This window comes from Brevundimonas sp. T2-11 (genome assembly GCF_055397675.1).
On the sequence record NZ_AP027920.1, the window covers coordinates 2,466,571 to 2,488,417 of the forward strand.

Annotated in this window: 18 protein-coding genes; 6 read left to right on the forward strand and 12 right to left on the reverse strand. The window is 69.8% G+C overall.

Going from position 1 to position 21,847, the window contains the following annotated elements:
* Nucleotides 1-54: 54 nt before the first annotated feature.
* The 8 genes from ACZ5XO_RS12080 to ACZ5XO_RS12115 form a co-directional block, all read right to left on the reverse strand.
* A complete protein-coding gene (locus ACZ5XO_RS12080; RefSeq protein ID WP_464162584.1) occupies nt 55-279 on the reverse strand; it encodes a hypothetical protein in 225 nt (74 codons plus the stop codon).
* On the reverse strand, nt 279-1,445 hold the full coding sequence (locus ACZ5XO_RS12085) for a phage portal protein (protein WP_464162585.1): 1,167 nt from the start codon (nt 1,443-1,445) through the stop codon (nt 279-281). Before ACZ5XO_RS12085 ends, ACZ5XO_RS12080 begins: the two co-directional genes overlap by 1 nt.
* 149 nt (nt 1,446-1,594) lie before the next feature.
* Entirely contained in the window at nt 1,595-2,785 is a 1,191-nt protein-coding gene (locus ACZ5XO_RS12090) for a DNA-packaging protein (protein ID WP_464162586.1), read from the reverse strand.
* Nucleotides 2,739-3,182, reverse strand: coding sequence for a hypothetical protein (locus tag ACZ5XO_RS12095; RefSeq protein ID WP_464162587.1), 444 nt, complete (start codon nt 3,180-3,182; stop codon nt 2,739-2,741). Before ACZ5XO_RS12095 ends, ACZ5XO_RS12090 begins: the two co-directional genes overlap by 47 nt.
* A 282-nt stretch (nt 3,183-3,464) precedes the next feature.
* The gene (locus ACZ5XO_RS12100) at nt 3,465-5,879 is read right to left on the reverse strand and encodes an ATP-binding protein (protein ID WP_464162588.1); all 2,415 of its coding nucleotides are present in this window, start codon (nt 5,877-5,879) and stop codon (nt 3,465-3,467) included.
* A 50-nt stretch (nt 5,880-5,929) separates the two neighbouring features.
* On the reverse strand, nt 5,930-6,400 hold the full coding sequence (locus ACZ5XO_RS12105; protein ID WP_464162589.1) for a YcgN family cysteine cluster protein: 471 nt from the start codon (nt 6,398-6,400) through the stop codon (nt 5,930-5,932).
* Between the two features lie 40 nt (nt 6,401-6,440).
* On the reverse strand, nt 6,441-6,779 hold the full coding sequence (locus ACZ5XO_RS12110) for a DMT family transporter (RefSeq protein WP_464162590.1): 339 nt from the start codon (nt 6,777-6,779) through the stop codon (nt 6,441-6,443).
* Complete coding sequence (locus ACZ5XO_RS12115; protein ID WP_464162591.1) at nt 6,776-7,360, reverse strand: TetR/AcrR family transcriptional regulator; 585 nt, start codon at nt 7,358-7,360, stop codon at nt 6,776-6,778. The genes ACZ5XO_RS12110 and ACZ5XO_RS12115 overlap by 4 nt, the downstream gene beginning before the upstream one ends.
* 121 nt (nt 7,361-7,481) lie before the next feature.
* Between ACZ5XO_RS12115 and ACZ5XO_RS12120 the strand changes: the two genes are divergently transcribed.
* From ACZ5XO_RS12120 to ACZ5XO_RS12130, 3 genes are read left to right on the forward strand one after another with little or no spacing between them, the layout of a single operon-like run.
* The gene (locus tag ACZ5XO_RS12120) at nt 7,482-9,188 is read left to right on the forward strand and encodes an Hsp70 family protein (RefSeq protein ID WP_464162592.1); all 1,707 of its coding nucleotides are present in this window, start codon (nt 7,482-7,484) and stop codon (nt 9,186-9,188) included.
* Complete coding sequence (locus ACZ5XO_RS12125) at nt 9,185-10,981, forward strand: hypothetical protein (RefSeq protein ID WP_464162593.1); 1,797 nt, start codon at nt 9,185-9,187, stop codon at nt 10,979-10,981. The genes ACZ5XO_RS12120 and ACZ5XO_RS12125 overlap by 4 nt, the downstream gene beginning before the upstream one ends.
* Nucleotides 10,982-11,036: 55 nt before the next feature.
* Nucleotides 11,037-12,851 (forward strand): ABC-F family ATP-binding cassette domain-containing protein, encoded by a 1,815-nt coding sequence (locus tag ACZ5XO_RS12130; protein WP_464162594.1) that lies wholly within the window; start codon nt 11,037-11,039, stop codon nt 12,849-12,851.
* Nucleotides 12,852-13,309: 458 nt separating this feature from the next.
* On the opposite strand, the gene ACZ5XO_RS12135 is transcribed toward ACZ5XO_RS12130, so the two are convergent.
* Together ACZ5XO_RS12135 and ACZ5XO_RS12140 are read right to left on the reverse strand one after the other, a co-directional pair.
* Complete coding sequence (locus tag ACZ5XO_RS12135; RefSeq protein ID WP_464162595.1) at nt 13,310-14,740, reverse strand: amidohydrolase family protein; 1,431 nt, start codon at nt 14,738-14,740, stop codon at nt 13,310-13,312.
* A gap of 2 nt (nt 14,741-14,742) precedes the next feature.
* The gene (locus tag ACZ5XO_RS12140) at nt 14,743-15,534 is read right to left on the reverse strand and encodes a MerR family transcriptional regulator (protein ID WP_464162596.1); all 792 of its coding nucleotides are present in this window, start codon (nt 15,532-15,534) and stop codon (nt 14,743-14,745) included.
* Between the two features lie 750 nt (nt 15,535-16,284).
* Here ACZ5XO_RS12140 and ACZ5XO_RS12145 point away from each other — a divergent pair.
* From ACZ5XO_RS12145 to ACZ5XO_RS12155, 3 genes are all read left to right on the forward strand, one after another.
* The gene (locus ACZ5XO_RS12145; RefSeq protein WP_464162597.1) at nt 16,285-17,313 is read left to right on the forward strand and encodes an ABC transporter substrate-binding protein; all 1,029 of its coding nucleotides are present in this window, start codon (nt 16,285-16,287) and stop codon (nt 17,311-17,313) included.
* An 85-nt stretch (nt 17,314-17,398) separates the two neighbouring features.
* Nucleotides 17,399-18,658, forward strand: a complete 1,260-nt coding sequence (locus ACZ5XO_RS12150; RefSeq protein ID WP_464162598.1) for a hypothetical protein — start codon at nt 17,399-17,401, stop codon at nt 18,656-18,658.
* Complete coding sequence (locus ACZ5XO_RS12155) at nt 18,655-19,773, forward strand: DUF2336 domain-containing protein (RefSeq protein WP_464162599.1); 1,119 nt, start codon at nt 18,655-18,657, stop codon at nt 19,771-19,773. Before ACZ5XO_RS12150 ends, ACZ5XO_RS12155 begins: the two co-directional genes overlap by 4 nt.
* A gap of 223 nt (nt 19,774-19,996) precedes the next feature.
* On the opposite strand, the gene ACZ5XO_RS12160 is transcribed toward ACZ5XO_RS12155, so the two are convergent.
* Both ACZ5XO_RS12160 and ACZ5XO_RS12165 read right to left on the reverse strand, forming a co-directional pair.
* A complete protein-coding gene (locus ACZ5XO_RS12160; RefSeq protein WP_464162600.1) occupies nt 19,997-20,425 on the reverse strand; it encodes a Ros/MucR family transcriptional regulator in 429 nt (142 codons plus the stop codon).
* 165 nt (nt 20,426-20,590) lie between these two features.
* Complete coding sequence (locus ACZ5XO_RS12165) at nt 20,591-21,805, reverse strand: DUF2336 domain-containing protein (protein ID WP_464162601.1); 1,215 nt, start codon at nt 21,803-21,805, stop codon at nt 20,591-20,593.
* Nucleotides 21,806-21,847: the final 42 nt, after the last annotated feature.

The following is a 21,847-nucleotide window of genomic DNA, read 5'->3' on the forward strand; positions in this document are numbered from 1 at the left end:
CCTGCGGATGGTCCCCCTCCCCCGCTCCGCAGGGGAGGATCGGATAATCTCGCATCACTTCTCCTCCAGCCGCCGCTCGATCCGGTCCACCGTCGCGCGCACCGCCTCGCCCTGGGCCTCCACCCGCGCCAGCCGCTCGGCCACCAGCCTCTGCTCGCCGACCCTCTGCTCCAGGGTCGCGATCCGCGCCGCCGCGCCCCCGGCCCAGACCAGCCCGCCGATGGTCTGCACCAGCAAGGCCGCGATCAGGGCGACGGGGATCTTCTTCACCTGGTCCATCACACGCCCACCCCCGCCATCCGACGCCGCTCCTCATCCGTCAGGAAGCTCGCCGCATTCAGCCGCGCCCACAGCGCATCCCGCTCGACCTGCAGCGCCGGGACCGCATCCAGGTCCGGCTCGATGCGGCAGTCGCTGAACCGCCCGCCCAGCCACCCCGTCATCGCCCCGGCCGCCTTCCTCACCAGCGGGATCACCGTCGCTCGCCAGAAGGCGGCGTTGGCCTCGCGATAGTTGGCGTAGGTCGCATCGCCCGGAATCCCCAGCAGCTGCGGCGGCACCCCGAACGCCAGGGCGATCTCCCGCGCCGCCGCGTGCTTGCCGGCGATGAAGTCCATGTCGTGCGGCGTCAGGCTCATCGGCTTCCAGTCCAGTCCGCCTTCCAGAAGCAGCGGCCGTCCGGCGTTTCGCGCCCCCGCATGGGCCTCGCCCAGCTCCGCCTTCAGCGCCTCGAACTGCTCGCCCGTCAGTCGCTCGCCGTCCTTCGCCCCATAGACCAGAGCGCCCGAAGGTCGCGCGGCGTTGTCCAGCAGCGCCTTGTTCCAGGCCCCCGAGGCGTTGTGCACGTCGATGGCGAAGGCCGCCGCCTCCAGCGGCGAAAACCCGTAGTGATCGTCGGTCGGGTGAAACAGCTTAAGGTGCATGACCGGCGACCAGCCGTCGCCATGCCGCGCGATCCGCACCGCCTGCCCGCCGACCGCATACTCATAAGCCTCGGGCCAGCCCGCCCGCCCCGGAACCACCTTCACCCGGTCGGGCCGCAAGGCCCACAGCTCATCCGGCGCGCCGTCCCCGTCCGCGTCCCCCGACGCCTCGACATAGGCGTTCCCCGCCGTCTGCAGCGCGCCGTACAGCGCCTCCATCAACTCCCCGCCCGACTGCTCAGGATTGGGCTTGGCCAGCAGCCGCGCTAGCGGATGCTCCGCCGTTCGCACGCCCCCAACCATGACCACCAGCGGGGTCGAGGCCGCCGCCTCCGCGATCATCCGCACGCAGCGATAGGCCACGGCGTTCTTCGCGAACCCCTCCTCCGCCAGATGCGCATAGTCCCGCGGCGTCCACCGCGCCCGGCCCGCCCCCGTCAGGGCGATCAGGGGCCCCGCCCGGCTGTCCTTGACCTCAGGCGCAGCTACGCGCCGCCGACCGAACGGTCGTCGCCAATCCATGTGGTTCTCCATTATCTTTTTCCTCCCCACAGCGTGGGGAGGGGGACCGCGTAGCGGTGGAGGGGCTCGGTCGAGCCAGGCGTCTGCCCGCCCCTCCGTCTCGTCGGCTGCGCCGCCGATCCACCTCCCCATTGCATGGGGAGGAAAGGCTAGAGCGCCCGCAGCCTCGGCTGCGTCTTCCCGGCCAGCAGCAGGTGGGTCAGCGCCCACACCAGAGCGTCCGCGCGGTCGGGGCTTTTCGCCCCCGCCGCCTCGCTCCCCAGCGCCATCATCTCTTCCTCCAGCGCCGGAAAGGCCCCGCAGTGGACCACCCGCCCCTGCTCATAGAGGGCCGCCACCGGCTCGGCCCGCGCCTTCTTGGACCGGCTGGCGTGGACCAGCTTCACCTGCGCCGGACAGTCCGCCTGCCCCAGCAGGGTCCGCACCATCTCCCCGCCCTGATTGGCCTCGGCCAGCACCAGGTCGGCCTCAAATTCTCTCGCCGTCTCCGCGACCCGCTTCGCCCATCCGGCGGGCGACAGGCCCCGCGCCGAACGGTCCGCCAGCACATAACCGGTCTTGTCCTTCCTTCCCGCCACCACGATGCCGCAGGCGTCGCCGTGGGCGCTGGCCGGCGGGTCCACCGCCACCACCACCCGCTCGAACCGCGCCGGTCGATGCCCGCGCGCCCGCGCCAGATCCTCGGCCCGGAACAGGGCGCCGTCGGCCTCGACGATCAGCCCCTCCATCTCCTGCGCCTCCAGCCGCGTCCCGGCGTAGAGGGCCTTCAGATGCGACAGGAACCCCGGCGCCAGATTGTCGGCATTGGCCGCCGTCGCCAGCCGCGCCTTCACCACCCCCGGCTCGGCCAGTAACCGCCGCAGCGCCGCGATCGGCCTCGGCGTCGTGGTGATCGCCAGTTTCGGGTCCGCCCCCAGCCGCAGGCCGAACCTCAGGTTCGACAGCGTCGCCTCCACGTGCCGCCAGGCGCAGAACTCATCCGCCCAGGCGGCATGAAACTGCGGCCCTCGCAAACTGTCCGGGTCCTCCGCCGAAAAGGCGTAGGCCGCCGAACCGCTCGGCCAGATCAACCGCCGCCTTCCCGCCTCCCAGCGCGGCCGGTTGTCCCGCGCCGCCTGGGCCTTCAGCCCCGACGGCCCTTCGACCATGACTTCGCGCACGTCGTGCAGCGCCGGCCCGACCAGAGCAAAGGTCCAGTCCTTCTCCCGCGCCAGTTCGTTCAGCCAGAAGCCCCCGGCGAAGGTCTTGCCCGACCCCCGCCCGCCCAGCAGCACCCAGGTGCGCCAGTCCGCCTCACGCGGCCATATCTGTTCGTCGTTCAGCCTCGGCGTCGCCTTCATCGCCGCCCTCAGCGCCGCCGCCTGCTGTTCGCGCGGCAGGCTCTCGACCCAGTCCCGCAGCCAGAGACTTGCGTTCGAAGGCTGCGACGAGATGATCGACACGGGCGAAGAATTCGGCCTGGAGCCCGGCCAGTTCGGCGTCGCTGACATCACGATCGTCTTCGCTCATCTCATCCTCTTCGGGGGTCCGGCTCTTGCGGGCGGGGCTCATCGTCAAGGCCGCCACCGCCTTGGCCGTCCGCGCCAGGACGCCCACGGCCCGCGCCCGCTTCTCGGCCTCGGCCACGTCGGCCGGAGGCTCCGCGGCGGCCACCACGGCGATCGCCTCGTCGGTCAGGGCCTTCAGCCGGTCGAACACCGCCTCCAGCCACCCCGCCTCGTCCCTTTTTCCCGCCATGCCTGAACCATAGCCGACCAGCGTCCTCAGGCTGGCGAACAGCCGCGCGCACGGATCAATCCCGGGAACTTACTGGGTTTGCGCCCGCCGACTGCGACAGCCGACGCAGGATGGCGTCTCTTTCCTCCCCATTCATGGGGAGGGGGACCGCGTAGCGGTGGAGGGGGCGGCGTCGCGGTCGGCGATCTGGGGCGCAAATGCGGACAAGGCGGCGTCGCCCCCTCCGTCACGTCCGCTGCGCGTCCGCGCCACCTCCCCATGAATGGCGAGGAGCAAAAGCGCCTAGCTCGCCAGGGCCGCCGGATCGCCGCCCGCCAGCCAGTGGGCCAGGGCCCCGGCCAGCTCCGGGATCTGGATCGGCTTGGCCAGATGCCCGTCCATGCCCCAGTCCAGGCAGCGCGCCACCTGATCCGCCTGGACGTTGGCCGTCAGCGCCAGGATCGGCGTCCTGTGTCCGGTGCCCGCCTGCATCCGCCGGATTTCCCGGGTCGCCGTCAGCCCGTCCATGACCGGCATGTGCACGTCCATCAGCACCAGGTCATAGCTTCCCGTCTGCATGGCCTGCACCGCCTCGGCGCCGTCGCAGACCGTATCGATCTCCAGCCCCAGGCCGCGCAGGATGGCGCTGACCAGCTCGCGGTTCCCCGGCGCGTCGTCGGCCATCAGGATGCGCCCGCCGGCCAGACCGCCCGAGGTCGCCATCTCGTCCTCGCCGCCGGCCAGCGCCCCGACCGTCCCGCCCTGGGCCAGGGGCGTCTCGAACCAGAAGGTCGCCCCCTCGCCCGGCTTGCTGTCGACCCCGATCTCGCCGCCCATGATCTCGATCAGACGCCGCGAAATCGCCAGCCCCAGGCCCGTGCCGCCATAGACCCGCGTGGTCGAGGCGTCGGCCTGCGAGAAGCGCTGGAACAGGACCTCGATCTTTTCCGCCGGAATGCCGATGCCGGTGTCCGTCACCGCCACCCGCAGACGCCAGCGGCCGTCGCTCTCGGGTCGTCCCCCGACCCGCAGCGTCACCCCGCCCTTGCCGGTGAACTTCACCGCATTGGACAGGAAGTTCAGCATGACCTGACGCAGCCGTCCGGCGTCGCCGGTCAGCACCTCGGGCAGGGCCGCGTCGGCCACCACCTTCAGGCTCAAGCCCTTGGCCAGGCACTGACCCTCGACGATGGCCGCCGCCCCGTCGACCAGGGCCGCGACCTGGAAGGGCTCGGGGTCCATCTCGATCGCGTTCGCTTCCAGCTTGGAATAGTCGAGGATGTCGTTGATCACCCCCAGCAGGGCCTCCGACGCCGTGGCGATACGCTCCACATAGGTCCGCTCCTCGTCCGGCAGGGCCTCCGACCCCTGCAACAGGCCCGAGAAGCCGATCACGCTGGTCAGCGGCGTGCGCAGTTCGTGGCTCATGTTGGCCAGGAATTCGCTCTTGGCCTGGGCCGCCTTCTCGGCCCGCTCCTTGGCCTCGATGACCTCGTCCTCCAGCACCTTGCGCTGGGTCATATCGCGGATCACCACCACCACGTCGTCGACGTGGCCGTTCTCGTCCTTCAGCGCCTTGAAGGTGCACTCGACCCAGATGGTGTGACCCTTGCGGTGCACGGCGCGGTGCTCCAGCCGCGTCGGCGTCCCGGTCTTCACCGCCTCGCCGATCGCCTTCAGCACCAGATGGCGGTCCTCCGGATGGACGTAGTCGGTCGACTGCCCGCTCATCTCCTCGAAGGTCCAGCCCAGAAGTTGCTGGATGGCCGGCGAGATATACTTGCTGGACCCGTCCATCTTCACGCGGGTGATGACGTCGCCGATGTTCTCGGCCAGCAGGCGATAGCGCCCCTCGTCGCGCCGGGACCGCGCCAGGACCTTCTCCTGCTCGGTGACGTCCTGAAAGACGCCGAACATGGCGACGACCCGGCCCGTCTCATCGACCTCGGTCTCGGCGTGGGTCAGGATCCGCCGTTCTTCACCATCCGGCCGCACGATCTGCAGCTTGGCCAGATAGCCCTCGCCATGCTCCACCCCGCGCTGGATCAGATCGGCCAGCGTCTTTCGATCCTCGTCGACATAGAAGTCGAGCGCGCTGTGCAGATTGGGGTTGAAGCTCTCCCGCTCGACCCCGTGAATGCGATAGACCTCGTCCGACCACTCGACGACGCCGGTGTTGCGTTCCAGCCGCCAGTGGCCGACGCCCGACATCTGCTCGACCAGCCGCAGCGTCTCCAGCCGCTCGTCGCGGATGCGCGCCGCCTCGATGCCGGCGATGATGTCCTCGGCCATCCCGGCCAGCAGCTTGAGCTGCTCCAGCTCGCGGTCGCTCGGCATGGGCAGGCTGTGGTCGTGCAGGACGCTCAGCGCCCCGATCGGCAGACCGTCCGGCCCGCACAGGGTGGCGGCGGCGAAGAACCTCAGATTGGCCTGCCCCGTCACGATCGGATGGTCCCTGACACGCGGGTCCTGCGTCGTGTCCGGAATCACCAGCACCGCCCCGCGTCCCATCTCGGTCACCAGAAGCGCCAGGCTGTTTTCCCGCGGGGTCCGCGTCGAGCACAGCCCCGCGTTGGAACGGATGATCGCCTCGGTCGGCGTCAGCAGGGTCACCACCGCCGCCCGGCAGTCGAAGACCGTCGCCGCCAGGTCGACCAGGCGATGGAAAGGCCCGGCCGGGGCGTCAAGCGCCTCGATGCTCTTGCTGGTGAATGACAAAGGCGCCCCCTTCCTAGCCTTCCTTCTCGCTCATACCGGCGAACGAAACGTTATCGGCCGGGGTTTTTCGACCCGCGTTCCAGCATCCACTCCGGCGCCTCGAAATCCAGCGCATCCTCCTCGGTGGCCAGCGCCGTCTCCGAAATGGTCTGGCGACGGATCGACACCCCCGCCGTGTGCACCGTCTCGGGATCGCCCGAGATCAGCGGATGCCACCAGGCCAGACCCCGCCCCTCATGCACCCGGCGATAGCCGCACGACGGCGGCAGCCAGCGCAGCCCCCCGATCTTGCCGGGCGTCAGCTTGATGCAGTCCGGCACATGCTCCTGCCGGTTGGCGTAGTCCGAACAGGTGCAGCGGTCCGGATCAAACAGCTTGCAGTGCACCCGTGTCGGCACGATCTCGCCGGTGTTCTCGTCCTCGAAGCGAATGACGCAGCACAGACCGCACCCGTCGCACAGGCTCTCCCACTCGGTCGCCGACATCTCGGTCAGCGGCGTTGTTTCCCAGAAGGGTTTCATGGGCGGGGCCTATACGCCCCCTGCACGCCCCTGTCGCCCTTCAGTGCGTCACGCTCTTCGAGAAGAGGTTGATCACCACCACCCCGCCGACGATCATCACCAGACCGACCACGGCCGGCAGGTCCAGCTTCTGCTTGAACAGGAACAGGCCGATCACCGAGATCAGCACCACCCCCAGCCCGCTCCAGATGGCGTAGGCCAGCCCCACCGGCATCTGCTTCAGGGCGATGGTCAGCAGGTAGAAGGCCAGGCCGTAGCACAGCGCCAGCCCCGCCGTCGGCCAGGGTCGCGTGAACTGCTGCGACTGCTGCAACAGGGTGGTGCCCAGCACTTCAAAGCCGATGGCGCCCAGCAGGGCCGCCCAGGTGGTCGGGTTCATTCGAAACCCTGGGCTTCGGTCAGGATGCTGCCCGGCGTCAGCAGGGACAGCAGGGCGCGGCGCTGCTCGGGCGAGACCTCATGGGTGCCGAACAGGTCGCTCATCCACAGGCCGTCGGCGATCAGCCGCAGCATCAGGGCGTCATCCTTGCCCGCCGGATCGACCGGGTCGTCCTCGGCCAGGGTCCGCATCGCCGCCCGCCAGCGCGCGATCAGGCTGGGCTCCACCGCACAGGCCACCAGGGCCGCCCGGCCGATGCTGACGTCGCGCTCGGTCACCGGCTCGTTGACCGTGGCCCGCAGATAGGCCCGCGCATTGCGGCCATAGGGATTGGGGTCGCGCGCCGCCTCGGCCAGGATGGCCGCCGTCATCTCGTTCGCCAGATGGTCGATCACCCCTTCCAGCAAGGCCAGCTTGGTCGGGAAGTGATGCAGCAGGGCGCCCTTGCTGAACGGCAGGCGCGCCACCACCGCGTCCAGTTTCAGCCCGGTCGCCCCCTCCTCGGCGGCGGCCTCGATGGCCATGTCGATGATCTCGGCGCGGGTGGCTTCCGGCGCGCGGCGGCGGGTCTGAGCGTCCATGTCGCTTTACATACCAACCGGACGGTTTCCTTTCAAACCATTTTCATCGAACGACGAACTTCGACTTGCCGCCCGCCGGACCGCCCCGCTACAGACAGCCATCGCGACAAGGGGGCTTAGCGTGATTATCGGCATCGACCTGGGAACAACCAACAGCGCTGTGGGCGTCTGGCGCGACGGCAAGGCGGAGCTGATCCCGAACAGCCTGGGGCACCTGCTGACCCCCTCGGCAGTCAGCCTGGACGAAACGAGCGGCGAGGTTCTGGTCGGTCTGGCCGCGCGCGAGCGCCAGTCCACTCACCCCGAACTCACCGCCACGGCCTTCAAGCGCTACATGGGCTCCAGCCGCCCGACCAGGCTGGGCAAGCGCACCTTCCTGCCCGAGGAGCTGTCCGCTCTCGTCCTGCGCCGCCTGGCTGACGACGCCGCAGCCTACCTTGGCCAGCCGGTGACCGAGGCGGTCATCACCGTCCCGGCCTATTTCAACGACAAGCAGCGCAAGGCCACGCGCCGCGCCGGCGAACTGGCCGGGCTCAAGGTCGAGCGTCTGTTGAACGAACCCACCGCCGCCGCCCTCGCCTACGGCATTCACGAACTGGACGATGAGAGCCGCTTCCTGGTCTTCGACCTCGGTGGCGGCACCTTCGACGTCTCTGTGCTGGAGATCTTCGAGGGCGTCATCGAGGTCCGCGCCTCGACCGGCGACAACCGCCTGGGCGGCGAGGACTTCAACCAGGTGCTGATCGAGGCCTTCGGCAAGGTCATGGGCGACCGCCTGTCGCCCGCACAGCGGGCCGACCCACACCTGCGCGAACGCATCCGCGCCGCCGCCGAACGCGCCCGCCGCGCCCTGACCGAGGGCGCCGCCGCTTCGATGGCCGTGACCTGGAAGGACGAAAGCTACGAGCACGGCTTCACCGCCGACGCCTTCGAAGAGATGTGCTCCGGCCTTCTGACCCGGCTGCGCGATCCCGTCCTGCGGGCCCTGCGCGACGCGGGCCTGCGCGCCGACGGCCTGAAGGAGATCGTCATGGTCGGAGGAGCCACGCGGATGCCGGTCGTGCGCCGCGCCCTGACCCGGATGTTCGGCCGCTTCCCCTCCAACGCCGTCGACCCCGATCAGGCCGTGGCCCTGGGCGCCGCGGTCCAGGCCGGGCTCAAGGCGCGCGACACGGCCCTGAAGGAGGTCGTCCTGACCGACGTCTGCCCCTACAGCCTGGGCGTCGAGGTCAGCGAGCGCGGCCCCGGCGGCATGGTCCGTCACGGCGTCTTCTCACCCATCATCGAGCGCAACACCGTCATCCCGGCCAGCCGCATCCAGGTCTATTCGACCATGGAAGCCAACCAGCGCCAGGTGAAGCTGCCCATCTATCAGGGCGAATCCCGGGCGGTGATCGACAACATCCGCCTGGGCGAGCTTGACGTGGCCGTCCCCGCCGCCCCGGCCGGCGAAATCGCCATCGAGGTCCGCTTCTCCCACGACATCAACGGCCTGCTCGAAGTCGACGTCCATGTGCCGAAGACCGGCGAGCGCCGCGAACTTGTGATCGCCGACGAGGACGTCATGTCCGGCGCCGACTTCCAGAAGCGCCGCGAGGCCCTGGCCGCGCTGAAGCACCACCCGCGCGACGCTGACGTGAACCGTGTCGTCCTGGCCCGCGCCGCCCGCTGCTACGAGGACTCCCTGGGCGACCAGCGGCACTTCATCGGCCAGCATCTGGACCGCTTCACCTTCATCCTGGAGCGTCAGGACCCGCGTGAGATCGAACACGGCCGCGCCGAGCTGACCCAGGTCCTCGACCAGTTCGAAGGCGCGACCTGGCTGTGAGAACCTCCATCTGGCGCGAGCTCGCCATCTCCCCCTCGACCGACGAACGCGAGATCCGCCGCGCCTACGCCCGGCGACTCAAGATCGTCCATCCCGAGGACGATCCCGAAGGCTTTCAGGCTCTTCGCGCGGCCTTCGAGCAGGCCCTGAACCACGCCCGTCACGCCGCCTGGGAGGCCGACAACGGCTGGAATGAAGACGACGCCGTCGACGAGGGGCTGGACGCCTCCGCCGCGCCCGTCGGCGAGAACCACGCCCCTCCTCCCGCGACGCCCTCGACCGACGCCTCGCCGCAAGACCCCGTCCTGGTCGCGGAAATGGCCCGCGACCGCGCTGACCGCGACGAGCACCAGCGCCGCTGCGACGCCCTGAGCGAGGCCCTGCGCCGACCGGCGCCCGACGACGACGCCGTCCTGACCGCCCTGGTCGCCGTCTTCCGCTCGCCCGCGCTCGGCGCCCTCGACGTGCACGATTCCACCGAGCACTGGCTGGGCCAGCTGGCGGCCCAGCGTGGCCCCGCCTTCGAGGCCCTGCTGGAGCCGACCATCGCCTTCTTCGGCTGGGACCACCGCCCCGTCGGCGACCACTGGAACCCCGGCCTCGCCGCCCTGCAGCACCGCGAGGATGTCGAGACGATCCGTCGCCTGCGCAACCCGGATTCACCGGCTCATGACTCCTACATGGCCCTGAGCCGACCGGTCGGCTGGCGAATGCGCCTCGACGCCCGGTTGAAACCCGAGTTGGGACGCCGCATCGCCGACCTTCTGGCGCGCATCGATCAGGAAGCTCCCTACGTCCTCGGCTACCTCAACGCGGACTCCGTCGCCTGGTGGCGGACCTATCTGTCACGTCCGCGCCTGGGAGCGACCAGTTGCTGGTTCATTATCGCCATCACCCTGCTTGCGGGCTTTTACGCAGCGTCGGAGGCGCCGGCCGGCGCTGGCGGCGTCCGCTTCATGACCGGCCTCGCCGCAGGACTGATCTCCTCGACCTTGCTCGCCCTGGCCGCCCATCACCTCCTCGTTCTGCCGCGCTGGAAACGGCTCAACGACATAAGCCGCGAACCCGGCTTCTGGATACGCTCAGGTTGGGTCCCGGCCTCCGCCGCGCTGATCCTTATCGCGTCGTTCATCAGTACGGACCTCAGCGCCGCCGCAGCCCCCGTTGTGCAGGCGATCTTCGGTTTGACCGGGCTTGCGATCGCGGCCTGGGCAGTGGTCATGGTTGACGACGATCCATGGTCCCAGCGTCTCACCCGGCTCTGGGCCTGGGCGCCGCTCTTCCTGCCCCTCTGGTTCATCAGCGGCTTCGCCACCGCCGACCGTCATGCCCTGCAACTGACGATCATGACTGGCTTGCTCGCATTCGCCGCGGGCGGCCTTTATCTGAACCGTCGCTGGCCCGCCGACGACCAGGGCCATAAGCGGAGCGGCGCCCTGCTGGCCATCGCCGCGACCATCGGCGCCGTCCTGGCCGACCAGTCCCAGAGCTTCCCGGTTCTCGCTGGCCCGGCTCTTGCCGTGCTCTTGCTGTCCGCAACAGCAGCCGTCGTGGCCGGACCACGACAGGCCTCCGGCCTCGTCCTTGTCCGAAGCTGGCTGGTCCCGCTGGCGGTCTTCTTCATCGCGCTCATCGCCGAAGACGCGCCACCGCCCTACAACCGCAACCTTTTCGCCTGGGGCGGCCTGTGGTTCGGCGGCCTCCTTGCGCTGACGACGCTCTGCGATGTCCTGGGCCTTGGCCACAACCCGTTCAGCCGCAAGCGCCGCAAGTCCGTCGACCGCTTCGCCTGACGCCCCGTCGCGTCGGGCGTGGCGGTCGGGCGCGGGCCGCGCTATAGGCCCCGCCATGGCTGCTCGTCCCCCTCTCGTCGCCCTCAAGGATGTCCGTCTGCAGGATGGTCAGCGCCCGCTGTTCGACGGTGTCGATCTGGCGGTCGAGCCGCGCAGCCGCGCCGCCGTGGTCGGCCGCAACGGGGCCGGCAAGTCGACCCTGATGAAGATCGTCATGGGCCTGATCGAGCCGGATTCAGGCGACCGCGCCGTCCAGGCCGGCACCCGCTTCGCCTATGTGGCGCAGGAGCCGGACATCACCGGCGACACCCTGCTGGACTACGCCGCCTCGGGCGGGGCCGAGCGCTGGACCGCCGAGAGCTGGCTTGAGACCTTCGGCCTGTCGCCGTCCAAGTCGACCCGGGGCCTTTCCGGCGGCGAGACCCGCCGCGCAGCCCTGGCCAAGGCCTTCGCCGAGGAGCCGGACGTCCTGCTGCTGGACGAGCCCACCAACCACCTCGACATCCTGGCCATCGAACTGCTGGAGAACGAGCTGGTTCAGGCCCGCTTCGCCGTTCTGGTGGTCAGCCACGACCGCGCCTTCCTGAACAAGGTGACCAACACCGTCCACTGGCTGGACAACCGCCGCGTCCGCACCCTGAACAAGGGCTTCGACGCCTTCGACGACTGGGCCGCCAAGGTTCAGGAAGAAGAAGCCCTCGCCCTCGAAAAGCTGACCAAGACCATCGAGCGCGAGACCGAGACCTTCTACCGCTCCATCACCGCGCGGCGCACCCGCAACGAGGGCCGCGCCCGCAACCTGGCCGCCCTGCGCGCCGAACGCGCCGAGAAGATGAAGGACGTCCCGCGCGACCTCTATCTGGGCGTGGATTCCGGCGCCGTCTCGGGCAAGCTGGTGGCCGAGCTGAAGGGCGTGACCAAGGTCTTTGGCGACCGCACCATCTTCAAGAACCTGACCACCCGCGTCATACGCGGCGACCGTCTGGCCATCGTCGGCCCCAACGGCGCGGGCAAGACCACCCTGGTCAAGACCCTGCTGGGCGAGCTGGCCCCCGACGAGGGGACCATCCGCCTCGGCGCCAATCTGGAGCCCGTCTATCTGGACCAGTCGCGCGAGGGGCTGAAGTCGGACATGACCCTGTGGGACGCCCTGACGCCCGGCGGCGGCGACAGCATCCTCGTGCGCGGCTTCTCCAAGCACGTCGCCGCCTACGCCAAGGACTTCCTGTTCCAGGAAAGCCAGCTGCGCCAGCCGATCTCCACCCTGTCGGGCGGCGAGCGCAACCGCCTGCTGCTGGCGAGGGCGTTGGCCAAGCCGGCCAACATGCTGGTCCTCGACGAACCGACCAACGACCTCGACATGGACACCCTCGACAAGCTGGAAGAGCTGCTCGAGGGCTATGACGGCACCCTGATTCTGGTGTCGCACGACCGCGACTTCGTCGACCGCCTGGCCACCTCGACCATCGCCATGAACGGACGCGGCGACATCGTCGAAACCCCCGGCGGCTGGCAGGACTTCCTGCGCCAGAACCCGACCTTCCTCGCGCCCCCGCCGACCCACGCGGAAACGGCCCCAGGGGCGCGTCGGGTCGAGAAGGCGGAGCCTTCTGACCGCGCCCCCAAGAAGACTGCGAAGCTCTCGTATAAAGACGCGCGTCGTCTGGAAGAGGTCGAGAAGCTGATGGAGACTCTGCCGGTCGAGATCGCCAGGCAGGACGCCATCCTCGCCGACCAGTCCCTCTACACCCGCGACCCCGCCGCCTTCGACCGCGCCATGAAGGCCGCCGAGAAAGCCCGCGCCGACCTCGAAGCCGCCGAACTGGACTGGCTGGAGCTGGAAGAGAAGAAGGCGGCCCTGGCGGGGTGAGTTGCAGGTTCCACGGTGGACAACCCAGCAGCCCGCCAAGGGTGGAAAGCGACCTTCCTCGATCTGAAAGCGGAGTTTGGTCTGGCCTAGGGACGGGCAATCAGACCGTCGGCGAAAAGGGAGAAATCGCGCTAACCGAGCCGGCGTCTTAGAAACCTTACAAACCCAACTATCGCCAGCCCGCCCATGAAAACCGCGAACAACAGTGCGAAGGCATCAAGGGTGTACGCGGGTGGCTCTCCGATCAGATTGGTGAGAAGAGCGTGCGCGGCCAGAGCGGCAGCCCCGATCATCACCCACCACCCTGATACTTCCATAAGTGCGAGGGTGGCTGGGCGAGGCTTGAGCATGGCGGGAGCTTACGGCCGTCTATCTCACGAGGAAAGACTCCAGCGGGTCGCCAGCGGCCCTTCTTCCCCGGCCCGAAAGCCGTCCTGCCTGCCGGCGGGTGCTGGCCGTCAGGGTTTCGCCGCCCGCTTCAGGTTTTCGGGTTGGTGCAGACGCCCGTTCTCCATCACGGCCGCGACCCGGGTCAGGGCGCGAATGTCGAGCGACGGATCGGCTTCCAGAAACAGGATGTCGGCCTCCATGCCCGGCGCCAGACGCCCGGCGCGATCCTCCATCTTCAGGGACTGCGCGGCGTTGATCGTCGCCATCTTCAGCACCTCCCAGGCCGGTACGCCGGCCTCGACATGCAGCTCAGCCTCGCGGGCCAGACTGGCGCCGGGCGCGACGAACGGGTTGTTCATGTCGGTGCCCAGGGTCAGCGGCACGCCCCCCTCGTGCAGCATCCGCACGAAGCGCTGGACCCTGGGCCACACGGCCCGGGCCCGCGCATGATCCTGCGGCTCCCATCCCAGGTCGAAGCGGAAAACCGTGCGCCAGTTCTCCACCAGATCGGGATGGGCCGCATCCACGTCCCGCTCGCGATAGGCGGCGTCGTCGCCGTGAAAGGCGAGATCGAAGGCGATCAGGGTGGCGTCCACCGTCACGCCCTTCCCGGCCAGCGCGCGGATCATGGCCTGAATCTCCGGGCCGTCGAGATCGACCTGCTCGTACCATTCAAAGAAGCCATAGGCGCCCGGGCGGCGGTCGGCCAGGTATCCGGCGCGCCTGTCCGCCGGCAGCAGGTCCGGGGAAATCGGCATGGCGTGGACCAGGGAATCCACGCCCAGGGCGGCCGCCTCGGTCCAGCTGACGTCGCCCAGATGAGCGATGACGCCCACGTCGGCGGCGTGCGCCGCAGCCACGCCTTCCGCCAGGTCCTCGAGCGTCAGGGCCTCGTAGAGCTTCACATAGTCCACCCCGGCCGCCGCCTGGGCCCTCACCCGATCCGCGACGCTGTGCGCGTCATCGACGCGATCGACCAGACCGATCACGGGAAAGGCCGATCGGTCGATCACCCCGCCCGCGATCCGGGCCTCGGGTCCCGTCAGCCGCCCCTCGGCCACCGCCGAGCGATAGGCCAGCATCCGCGCCGTGTCTCCGCCGGGGTCCCGGATCGTCGTCACGCCGGCCGCCAGCAGCATAAGGGCGTCATGACGGGTGATGTCGTCGCTCCCGCCCACCACCAGACTGACGGCGCCGTCCACGACCTGGGGCGTCACAGGGCCCAGGGTGATGTGGGCGTGCGTGTCAAACAGGCCCGGCATGGCGAAGCGTCCGCTCATGTCCGAATGAACCGCCCCGGCGTAGCGCTCAGGCAAGCGCCCCTCGCCGATCGCCTCGATACGGGCGCCGCGCACGACCACATAACTGTCAGGCGTCCGGCTTTGGGTCTGCGGATCCAGAATGGTGACGCCGGTGAAAACCCGCGCCTCATCCGCAAGGCTCGGCGAAGAGACGGCGCCCAGCATGAGGGCGGTCGCGAGAAGCAGGATGTGTCGCAAGGTCAGACCTCTTGTGGGGCGGTGGAGCGCCGCTCCACGGCGGCTCGCAGGAAGGACAGGGCGTCGGTCAGGGCCGGATCGGCCATCATGCGGCTCGCCACGCGACGCAGCGCCTCGGCCTCGGGCGTGTCGCCGGCCGGCATGTCCAGCGCGGCGGCCAGCGCCAGCCAGCGAGCGGCCAGAGCCTGGCCCCGCATTGATCCCGGTTCGCCTTCCGCCGCCGCAATGACGGCTTCCGCCAGCAGGTCACCGATCTCGGCCTCGATGAACGGGTCGGCGACGCGCCGCCCGATGACCACGCCGATGGCGGCCCGCTCCGCCTCATCCAGCGTCGCCGCCTGGATCGCGGCTCGCACGTCCGCCAGCGCCAGAGCCGGCGCCGGCGCCAGGTCGCGAGCCAGGGCCAGCAACAGGGCGTCCGGGACATGTCCCTCGTTCGCCAACTGGTCACGCGCCTGCTGAACCCGTTTCAGCTGATCGCGCGCCGCACCTATGGTCCTGGCCAGACGCAGGGCCTGCAAGGTCATGATCTGGCTGATCGCCAGGTCGTCACGCTCCAGGGTCTCCCGAATATCTTTCAGCGACAGGCCCAGCGCCTTGAGCGCAAGAACCTGATGCAGACGCGCGACGTGTTCCGGTCCGTACAGACGCCATCCGCCCTCGCGACGTTCCGGCGTGAGCAGCCCGGCCTTTTCATAGACCCGCAAGGCCTTGATCGAGATGCTGGCCTGACGCGCCAGATCGCCGGGGCCCAGCCAGCGCGGCCTGATCGGTGATGAGTTACGGTTCGACATGAGCCGACCTTGGGACCGGACCCTGGGTCCGATGCAAGCCCCCTTCGAAGACGTCCTGCACGCCTCCTGCGGGGCTTTCCTGTGGAGCGTCGCAAACCCTTGATCCTTGAACGCGAATTCGGTCCGTTCACAGATATCCACAGACTTGCCCACCGGGGCCGGGACAGTTCCGCACAGCCAGCCGGTCAGGCGCGCTTGCCGGATAGAGGATTCCGCGAGAACGTCAACAGGCCAGCGGGACACGGCGGCGCGGAAATCCCAAACTCAGCAATGGGTTAGCGGGATATCGAGCGAACCGGTCCGGCTCTCTGACCCAGGGTCCCAAGGCCTCTTCGGAGGACGCGGAGACACCGAGGCAGGGCCACAGGCTCCCGATCCATCAGCGCTCCGGCGCGGGGATCACGGAGAACCAGGCCGGGATCGAAGACGACGCGTCCCGACGACGCGCCCGATGCGACCAGGAGCCGCCAGGAGACCAGCCGACGCCGCCGGGTTCGCCCGACGGACCAGAGCGAAATCGGTTTGGACGCTTGCGCGTTCAAACTCAGATCTTCGCTTCGGAAGGAGGCCAGGCCCTGACCCGAACGGCCAGGTCCAACCCGGACTTGGCGAGGGGACGTGATCGGGCTTCGGCCAGGGTCGCGTCCCCTCGCTCAATTCCGCCGACTCGATCCCCTGGCCCACTTCCGGTGTGCAGTGCGGCGCCGGCGACCTTTCCAAGATCGCCGCCGCCGCCTAAACCATCCCTCGATGACCTTCGACCGACTCTCCCGCCGCAAGATGCTGCTGGGCGCCGCCGGCCTGACCGCCGTCAGCACCCTGTCCGCCTGTGGTCGCGCCGAGGCTCCGGTGGACGAGTCCGGGCGGGTCCGCCTGCGCCTGGCGGCGGGCGGCCCGGTCACCGCCGCCCACGGCGGCTTCTATCAGGCCCTGGCGACCGGCGCCTATGAACGACGCGGCCTGAACGTCGAGATCCTGACCGGCGCGGCGGGCGCCGATATTCCGGCCCTGCTGGCCGCCAGCGCCGTCGAGCTGGCCGTCGGCGTGGACAGCTTCGCCCCCATGCGGCTGATCGCCGACCGGGCCCCGGTCAAGGCCGTCGCCGCCTTCCTGCAAAAGGACCCCGTGGTCCTGATGGCCCGGCCCAACCAGCCGCTGGAGACCCTGTCTGCCCTGCGCGACCGCCCCATCCTGATGAGCCACGCCGACCAGGCCGGCTTCTGGAACTGGCTGCGGACCCGCTTCGAGCTGGCCCCCGATCAGGCCAGATCCGGCACGCCCGAGGACAACCTCAAGGCCTTCCGCGAGGACCCCAGGTCGGTTCTGGTCGGACGACTGACAGCGGGGGATCCCGCGCTGATCGCGCGCGAGGCCGGCTTTACGCCGCGCGTCCTGATCCCGGCCGATGACGGCTACCCCTCCTACGCCGGCCTGGTCCTGGCCCCCAACGCCTTCGCCCGCGACAACGCCAGGGCCCTGCGCGACTTCATCGCCGCCTCGGTCGAGGGCTGGCGCGACTATGTCCACGGCGACGGGTCCAAGGGCGACGCCCTGATCCGTCGGGCCAACCCCGATCTGAACCAGCGCCTGCTGAACGCCGTGCGCGACAGCCTGAAGACCGAGGCCGTGGTCGATGGCGGCGACGCCGCCCTCTACGGCCTGGGGACCATGACCGCCGATCGCTGGCAGGCCTTCGCGGAACAGACCGAGGCCGCCTACGCCTCGCCCCCCGACTGGCGCGAGGCCTTCACCGTCCAGTACCTGCCCGGACGCGGCTGAGGCGATCAAGCCCGGCGTTAGCAGCGGATTAAGTCGTCACGACCTAGTCTGTCCCTTCAACGCCGTCTCTTGCAGGAGGCCGTCCGTGCGACGCCCGCCGATCACCGCCATCCTGACCGCCGGGGCCTACGCCCTGGGCGTCGTCGCGCCCGCTGCGGCCCAGGACAGCGGCCAGAACGGGGCGGGTCAGCGCTACCTCGCCTGGCCGACCAAGGCCCAACGCCCGGACACCGGCCCCGTCGCCGACCGGGCCCTGACGCCGGTTTCCGCGCCGGTCGCCGCCACGACGCGTCGACGCGCCCCGATCATCCCGCACGGCGGCTTTGGCCGCCTGCCCGACACGACGCCCGCGCAGAACCTGACCCCCGCCAGCGCCTGGCTCGGTCCGAACGCCCCGACCTATCAACCGGTCCCCCCGCCCCGGCCCTACGCCGCGCCCGCGCCCGCGCCCTGGTCACGCGACCTGACCCCGCCGGCGCCCGCCTACGTCGCCGCACCGCCGCCCGAGGCCTATGCTCCTCAACCGCAGCCGCAGCCTGTCTACGCGCCTGCTCCGGTCCCTGCCCCGCCGCCTCGCCCGACGCCGACCCATGCGGCGCCCCCGCCCGCGCGCCTGGTCGAGGCCCCGCCGGCGCCCGCCTACGTCCCCGCACCGCCGCCCGAGGCCTATGCTCCTCAGCCGCAGCCGCAGCCTGTCTACGCGCCTGCTCCGGTCCCTGCCCCGCCGCCCCGCCCGACGCCGACCTATGCGGCGCCCGCGCCCGCCCACGTCGCGCCCTCGCCGACGCCCCCGGCTTCGCCGCCCTATGTCGAGGCCGCTCCCGCAGCGGTCGTCGAGGCCGCCCCGGCCCCGGCCCTGGCTCCGACCCCAGCCCCGGCTCCCGCGCCCACGCCCACGCCCACGCCTCCGGTCGCACCAGCCGAATCCGCGCCGCCAGCCGCTCCCGCCTTCGACCCCATGGCCCCGCGACGCGATGCGCCGATCTTCCGTCTTCAGCGGACCGCGCCCGACGCCCCGGTCGCCGCATCGACGCCGCCCACGCCGACGCCCGCGCCCGCTGCGCGCGCCGAGCCCCAGGCGGCGCAACCCCAGACGCCGCCCCAGCCTCTCGCCGCCGCACCGCAGGAGGGCGCCCGCTACTATTCGCTGCACCGCCAGGCGGGACGGCAGCCCGACGCCACGCCCCTGCCGGCGACGGTCTATCTCGACGCCCTGCCGGTCGAACTGACCGCGCCGCCCGCCGCGACGGACCTGGCCGAACCCCCGGCCCAGCCCGCCCTGATCCGCAATTCCAACGGCCGCCTCCAGGCCGCTCCCGACACCGAAGTCCAAGATCAGCCATGAGCGACGGCGCCGCCCTCCCCCTTGCCAGCGACACCGCTTCGCGCCTGCCCGATCTGATCGCCCTGGCGAAGGAATCCTCCAGTGAGAAGCGGCGCGCCCTTCTGCGCGAACTGACGGACTGCTTCTTCGGCGACCCCGAGCGCAACGACGCCGAAAACGCCCTCTACGGCACGGTGCTCAGCGACCTGACCGACGCCATGGAGGTCGCCGTCCGCGCCGAGTTGGCCGAGCGTTTCGCCGCCGTCAGCGACGCGCCGATCCAGTTGATCCGTCGCCTCGCCAACGACGAGGCCGAGGATGTGGCCCAGCCGGTTCTGCGCGCCTCGCCCGTCCTGACCGAAGCCGACCTGATCCAGGTCATCCGTTCACGCGGCCAGGGCCATATTCGCGCCGTCAGCCAGCGCGCCGAAGTCTCCGAGGCCGTGTCGGACGCCATCGTCGAGCGCGGCGACGACGAGACCCTGGGCGTGCTCCTCGGCAATGAAGGCGCCCAGCTTTCGCGCGCCGCCTGCGAGGCCGCCGTCGAGCGCGCCCGCGTCAACCCCGCCCTTCACGCGCCGACCGTCGAGCGCGCCAACCTGCCGCCCGACCTGCTCAACGAGATGTATTTCGAGGTCGAGGCCCGTCTGCGTCAGCGTATTCTGGAGCAGAACGCGCGCATGGACCCCGCCCTGCTGGAAAGCGCCCTGGCCGCCGGCCGCACCCGCGTCGCCACCGACGACGGCGCCCTGCCGCCCGACTATGCCGAGAGCCTGGCCTATGTCGAGGAACTGCGCGCCGCCAACCAGTTGACCCCGACAGTCCTGGCCCGCTTCCTGCGCTCGGGCAGCCGGACCTCCTTCCTGATCGCCTTGTCGCAGCTGGCCGAGATCGACTTCCACACCGCCCGCCAGATCATCGACCGGCGCGAACTGGACGCCCTGGCCGTGGTCTGCAAGGCCGCCGATCTGGACCGCGCCCTGTTCCTGACCTACGCCGTGGTCCTGCTGAACACCGACGGCGACGCCATGGGCAAGGCCCGCGCCTACGCCGGCATGTACAACGACCTGACCCAGGAAGCCGCCCAGCGCACCCTGCGCTTCTGGCGCATGCGCAAGGCCATGCACGCGGCCTGATTCCTTCCTTCTCCCGCTGGGAGAAGGAGGCCCGAAGGGCCGGATGAGGGCCGACGCCTTCAGTCGGCATGAGCCGTTACGCCCCGGCTTACGCCGACTGGCCTCTTAGCCCCTCGCCCTTTCGCGCTAGAACGACCGCCTTTCGGCGCTCGTGCGCTCAAGCCTTCTCCCGCCGTGAGAGGGAGCTGCAGAACAAAAAACGCCCGCCCTCGAAGGGCCAGACCTACTTCTTGGCGCGACCGGCGCGGGCGGGTTTGCGGCCGCCCTGGCCCAGGCCCATCTGCTTGGCCAGGTCCGAACGCGCCTTGGCGTAGTTCGGCGCGACCATGGGGTAATCCTTGGGCAGGCCCCACTTGGCCCGGTATTCCTCGGGGCTCATGTTGTATTTGGTGCGCAGGTGGCGCTTCAGCGACTTGAACTTGCGGCCGTCTTCCAGGCAGATCAGGAAGTCAGGCGTGATCGACTTGCGCACCGGAACCGCCGGTTCCTTGGGCTCAGGCTCGGCTTCCACCGGCGCCGAGGACACGCCCGACAGAGCGGCGTGGATTTGAGCGATCAGACCGGGCACGGCGTCGGCCGAGACGGTGTTGTTGCTGACATAGGCCGAAACGATGTCAGCGGTCATTTCGAGCAGTTCGGGTTTTTCTTCCATGGGGGATAGCCTGTTTCAGGAGCCAAACGCATTCGACTGATCAGACCCGATCCGCCGCTGTGCAGTTTCATACGGATGTTCCGCGATGAAAGCAATGCAAGCACAAGGCGTCATTGAAACGGCGAGTTTCTCTACTGATCTTGCCGCGAGATCAGTCGTCGCGACTCAGCGACCAAAGTTATCCGCAAGCGCCAGCATGGCGGCGCGCTCAGGCGCGGAGTATTCGTCGATCAGCTCGTCGTCGCCCTCGCGAATAGCCCGAAGCAGGGCTGGGGTCAGCGCCGAGGACAGAGACCAGTTCCAGTAACGCAGGACGGTCTGCGCCCGATCCACCGCCAACATCTCATAGGTGATCTGCACACGCTCCCAGTCGGGGTGGACCTCGCCGTCGACCGTCAGCTCGGGCCGGCGCATGGCGCGCCACAGGGTCTGCAGATCCAGCCGCGACAGACCCGTGGCCTTGCACAGGATGGCCAGGGGCTCGCCGCCCGCGTCGCCCATGATCTTGGCCGAGGTCAGGGGCTTGATCCCCGACAGATAGCCGATCTCGCCGACCAGTTCGCGCGTCATGCCCTGGCCGGCCGCCGCGACGGCGGCTTCCAGGCCGCTGTAGGGGCTCTTGTCGATAGCGGCGCGGTTTCGCTGGCGCCGCTCGATGAACTGCAGGGCCTTGCGCGCCACAGGGTCGGACCAGCCCTCGGCGGCGGCGGCGGCGAACAGATCCTCGACGCTCTCCTGCAGCACTTCGCGTGAGACGGCGAACCGCTGCAGGACGGTGCGGCGCTCCTCGGCGTCACACCACCAGAACATGACATAGGCGCCTGAGGGGCGCAGTTCGGGACGACGCAACAGGGGCGCGCACAGGGCGCGATTCTGACGGCTCAGCGCCACCACGCCCTCGATCGCGCCCTGGGCCAGGCGAGCGGTCCTGTTCTTCAGCACGGCCTCGACGACGGCGTCCTCGCCAAGGCTCAGCAGGGCCTCGGTCACCACCTCCGACAGGCCGCGCCGTTCGGCGATCAGCAGCCGGTGCTCGATTCCGGCGTCCCGGGCGCAACCGATCAGGTCCACGTCGGTCAGCGAGGCGCACTGTTCGATCAGCGGCCCCGCCACCGACGGCTCGTCCCGCAACAGCAGCCGCGCCAGGCTGTCGGGCAGTTCCGCCAGGGGCGCCAGACGGACCGCCACCCGCCGGCGCTCCTCGACCGGCGCCAGCCTCAGCATGTCGACAAGAAGGTCGCCCGTCACCGCGCGTTCAAAGGCGTTGATCCGGCTGGCGGGCAGGCAGACGACGTCCGCCAGCCGCCGCAACAGCGTCTGGCGGGCCTTCGACGCCGCAGGCGGGACGTCGGCGTCTGAACTGACAACCGGACTGGACATGACTTCTACTCTAGCGCGAGCCGGTTAACCGCGCGTGAGGGC

Bases quoted from the DNA above. Each gene is read 5' to 3' on its own strand.
- ACZ5XO_RS12080 (WP_464162584.1), bottom strand. From the start codon at position 279: ATGGACCAGGTGAAGAAGATCCCCGTCGCCCTGATCGCGGCCTTGCTG.
- ACZ5XO_RS12085 (WP_464162585.1), bottom strand. From the start codon at position 1,445: ATGGATTGGCGACGACCGTTCGGTCGGCGGCGCGTAGCTGCGCCTGAG.
- ACZ5XO_RS12090 (WP_464162586.1), bottom strand. From the start codon at position 2,785: ATGAAGGCGACGCCGAGGCTGAACGACGAACAGATATGGCCGCGTGAG.
- ACZ5XO_RS12095 (WP_464162587.1), bottom strand. From the start codon at position 3,182: ATGGCGGGAAAAAGGGACGAGGCGGGGTGGCTGGAGGCGGTGTTCGAC.
- ACZ5XO_RS12105 (WP_464162589.1), bottom strand. From the start codon at position 6,400: ATGAAACCCTTCTGGGAAACAACGCCGCTGACCGAGATGTCGGCGACC.
- ACZ5XO_RS12110 (WP_464162590.1), bottom strand. From the start codon at position 6,779: ATGAACCCGACCACCTGGGCGGCCCTGCTGGGCGCCATCGGCTTTGAA.
- ACZ5XO_RS12115 (WP_464162591.1), bottom strand. From the start codon at position 7,360: ATGGACGCTCAGACCCGCCGCCGCGCGCCGGAAGCCACCCGCGCCGAG.
- ACZ5XO_RS12130 (WP_464162594.1), top strand. From the start codon at position 11,037: ATGGCTGCTCGTCCCCCTCTCGTCGCCCTCAAGGATGTCCGTCTGCAG.
- ACZ5XO_RS12140 (WP_464162596.1), bottom strand. From the start codon at position 15,534: ATGTCGAACCGTAACTCATCACCGATCAGGCCGCGCTGGCTGGGCCCC.
- ACZ5XO_RS12145 (WP_464162597.1), top strand. From the start codon at position 16,285: ATGACCTTCGACCGACTCTCCCGCCGCAAGATGCTGCTGGGCGCCGCC.
- ACZ5XO_RS12155 (WP_464162599.1), top strand. From the start codon at position 18,655: ATGAGCGACGGCGCCGCCCTCCCCCTTGCCAGCGACACCGCTTCGCGC.
- ACZ5XO_RS12160 (WP_464162600.1), bottom strand. From the start codon at position 20,425: ATGGAAGAAAAACCCGAACTGCTCGAAATGACCGCTGACATCGTTTCG.
- ACZ5XO_RS12165 (WP_464162601.1), bottom strand. From the start codon at position 21,805: ATGTCCAGTCCGGTTGTCAGTTCAGACGCCGACGTCCCGCCTGCGGCG.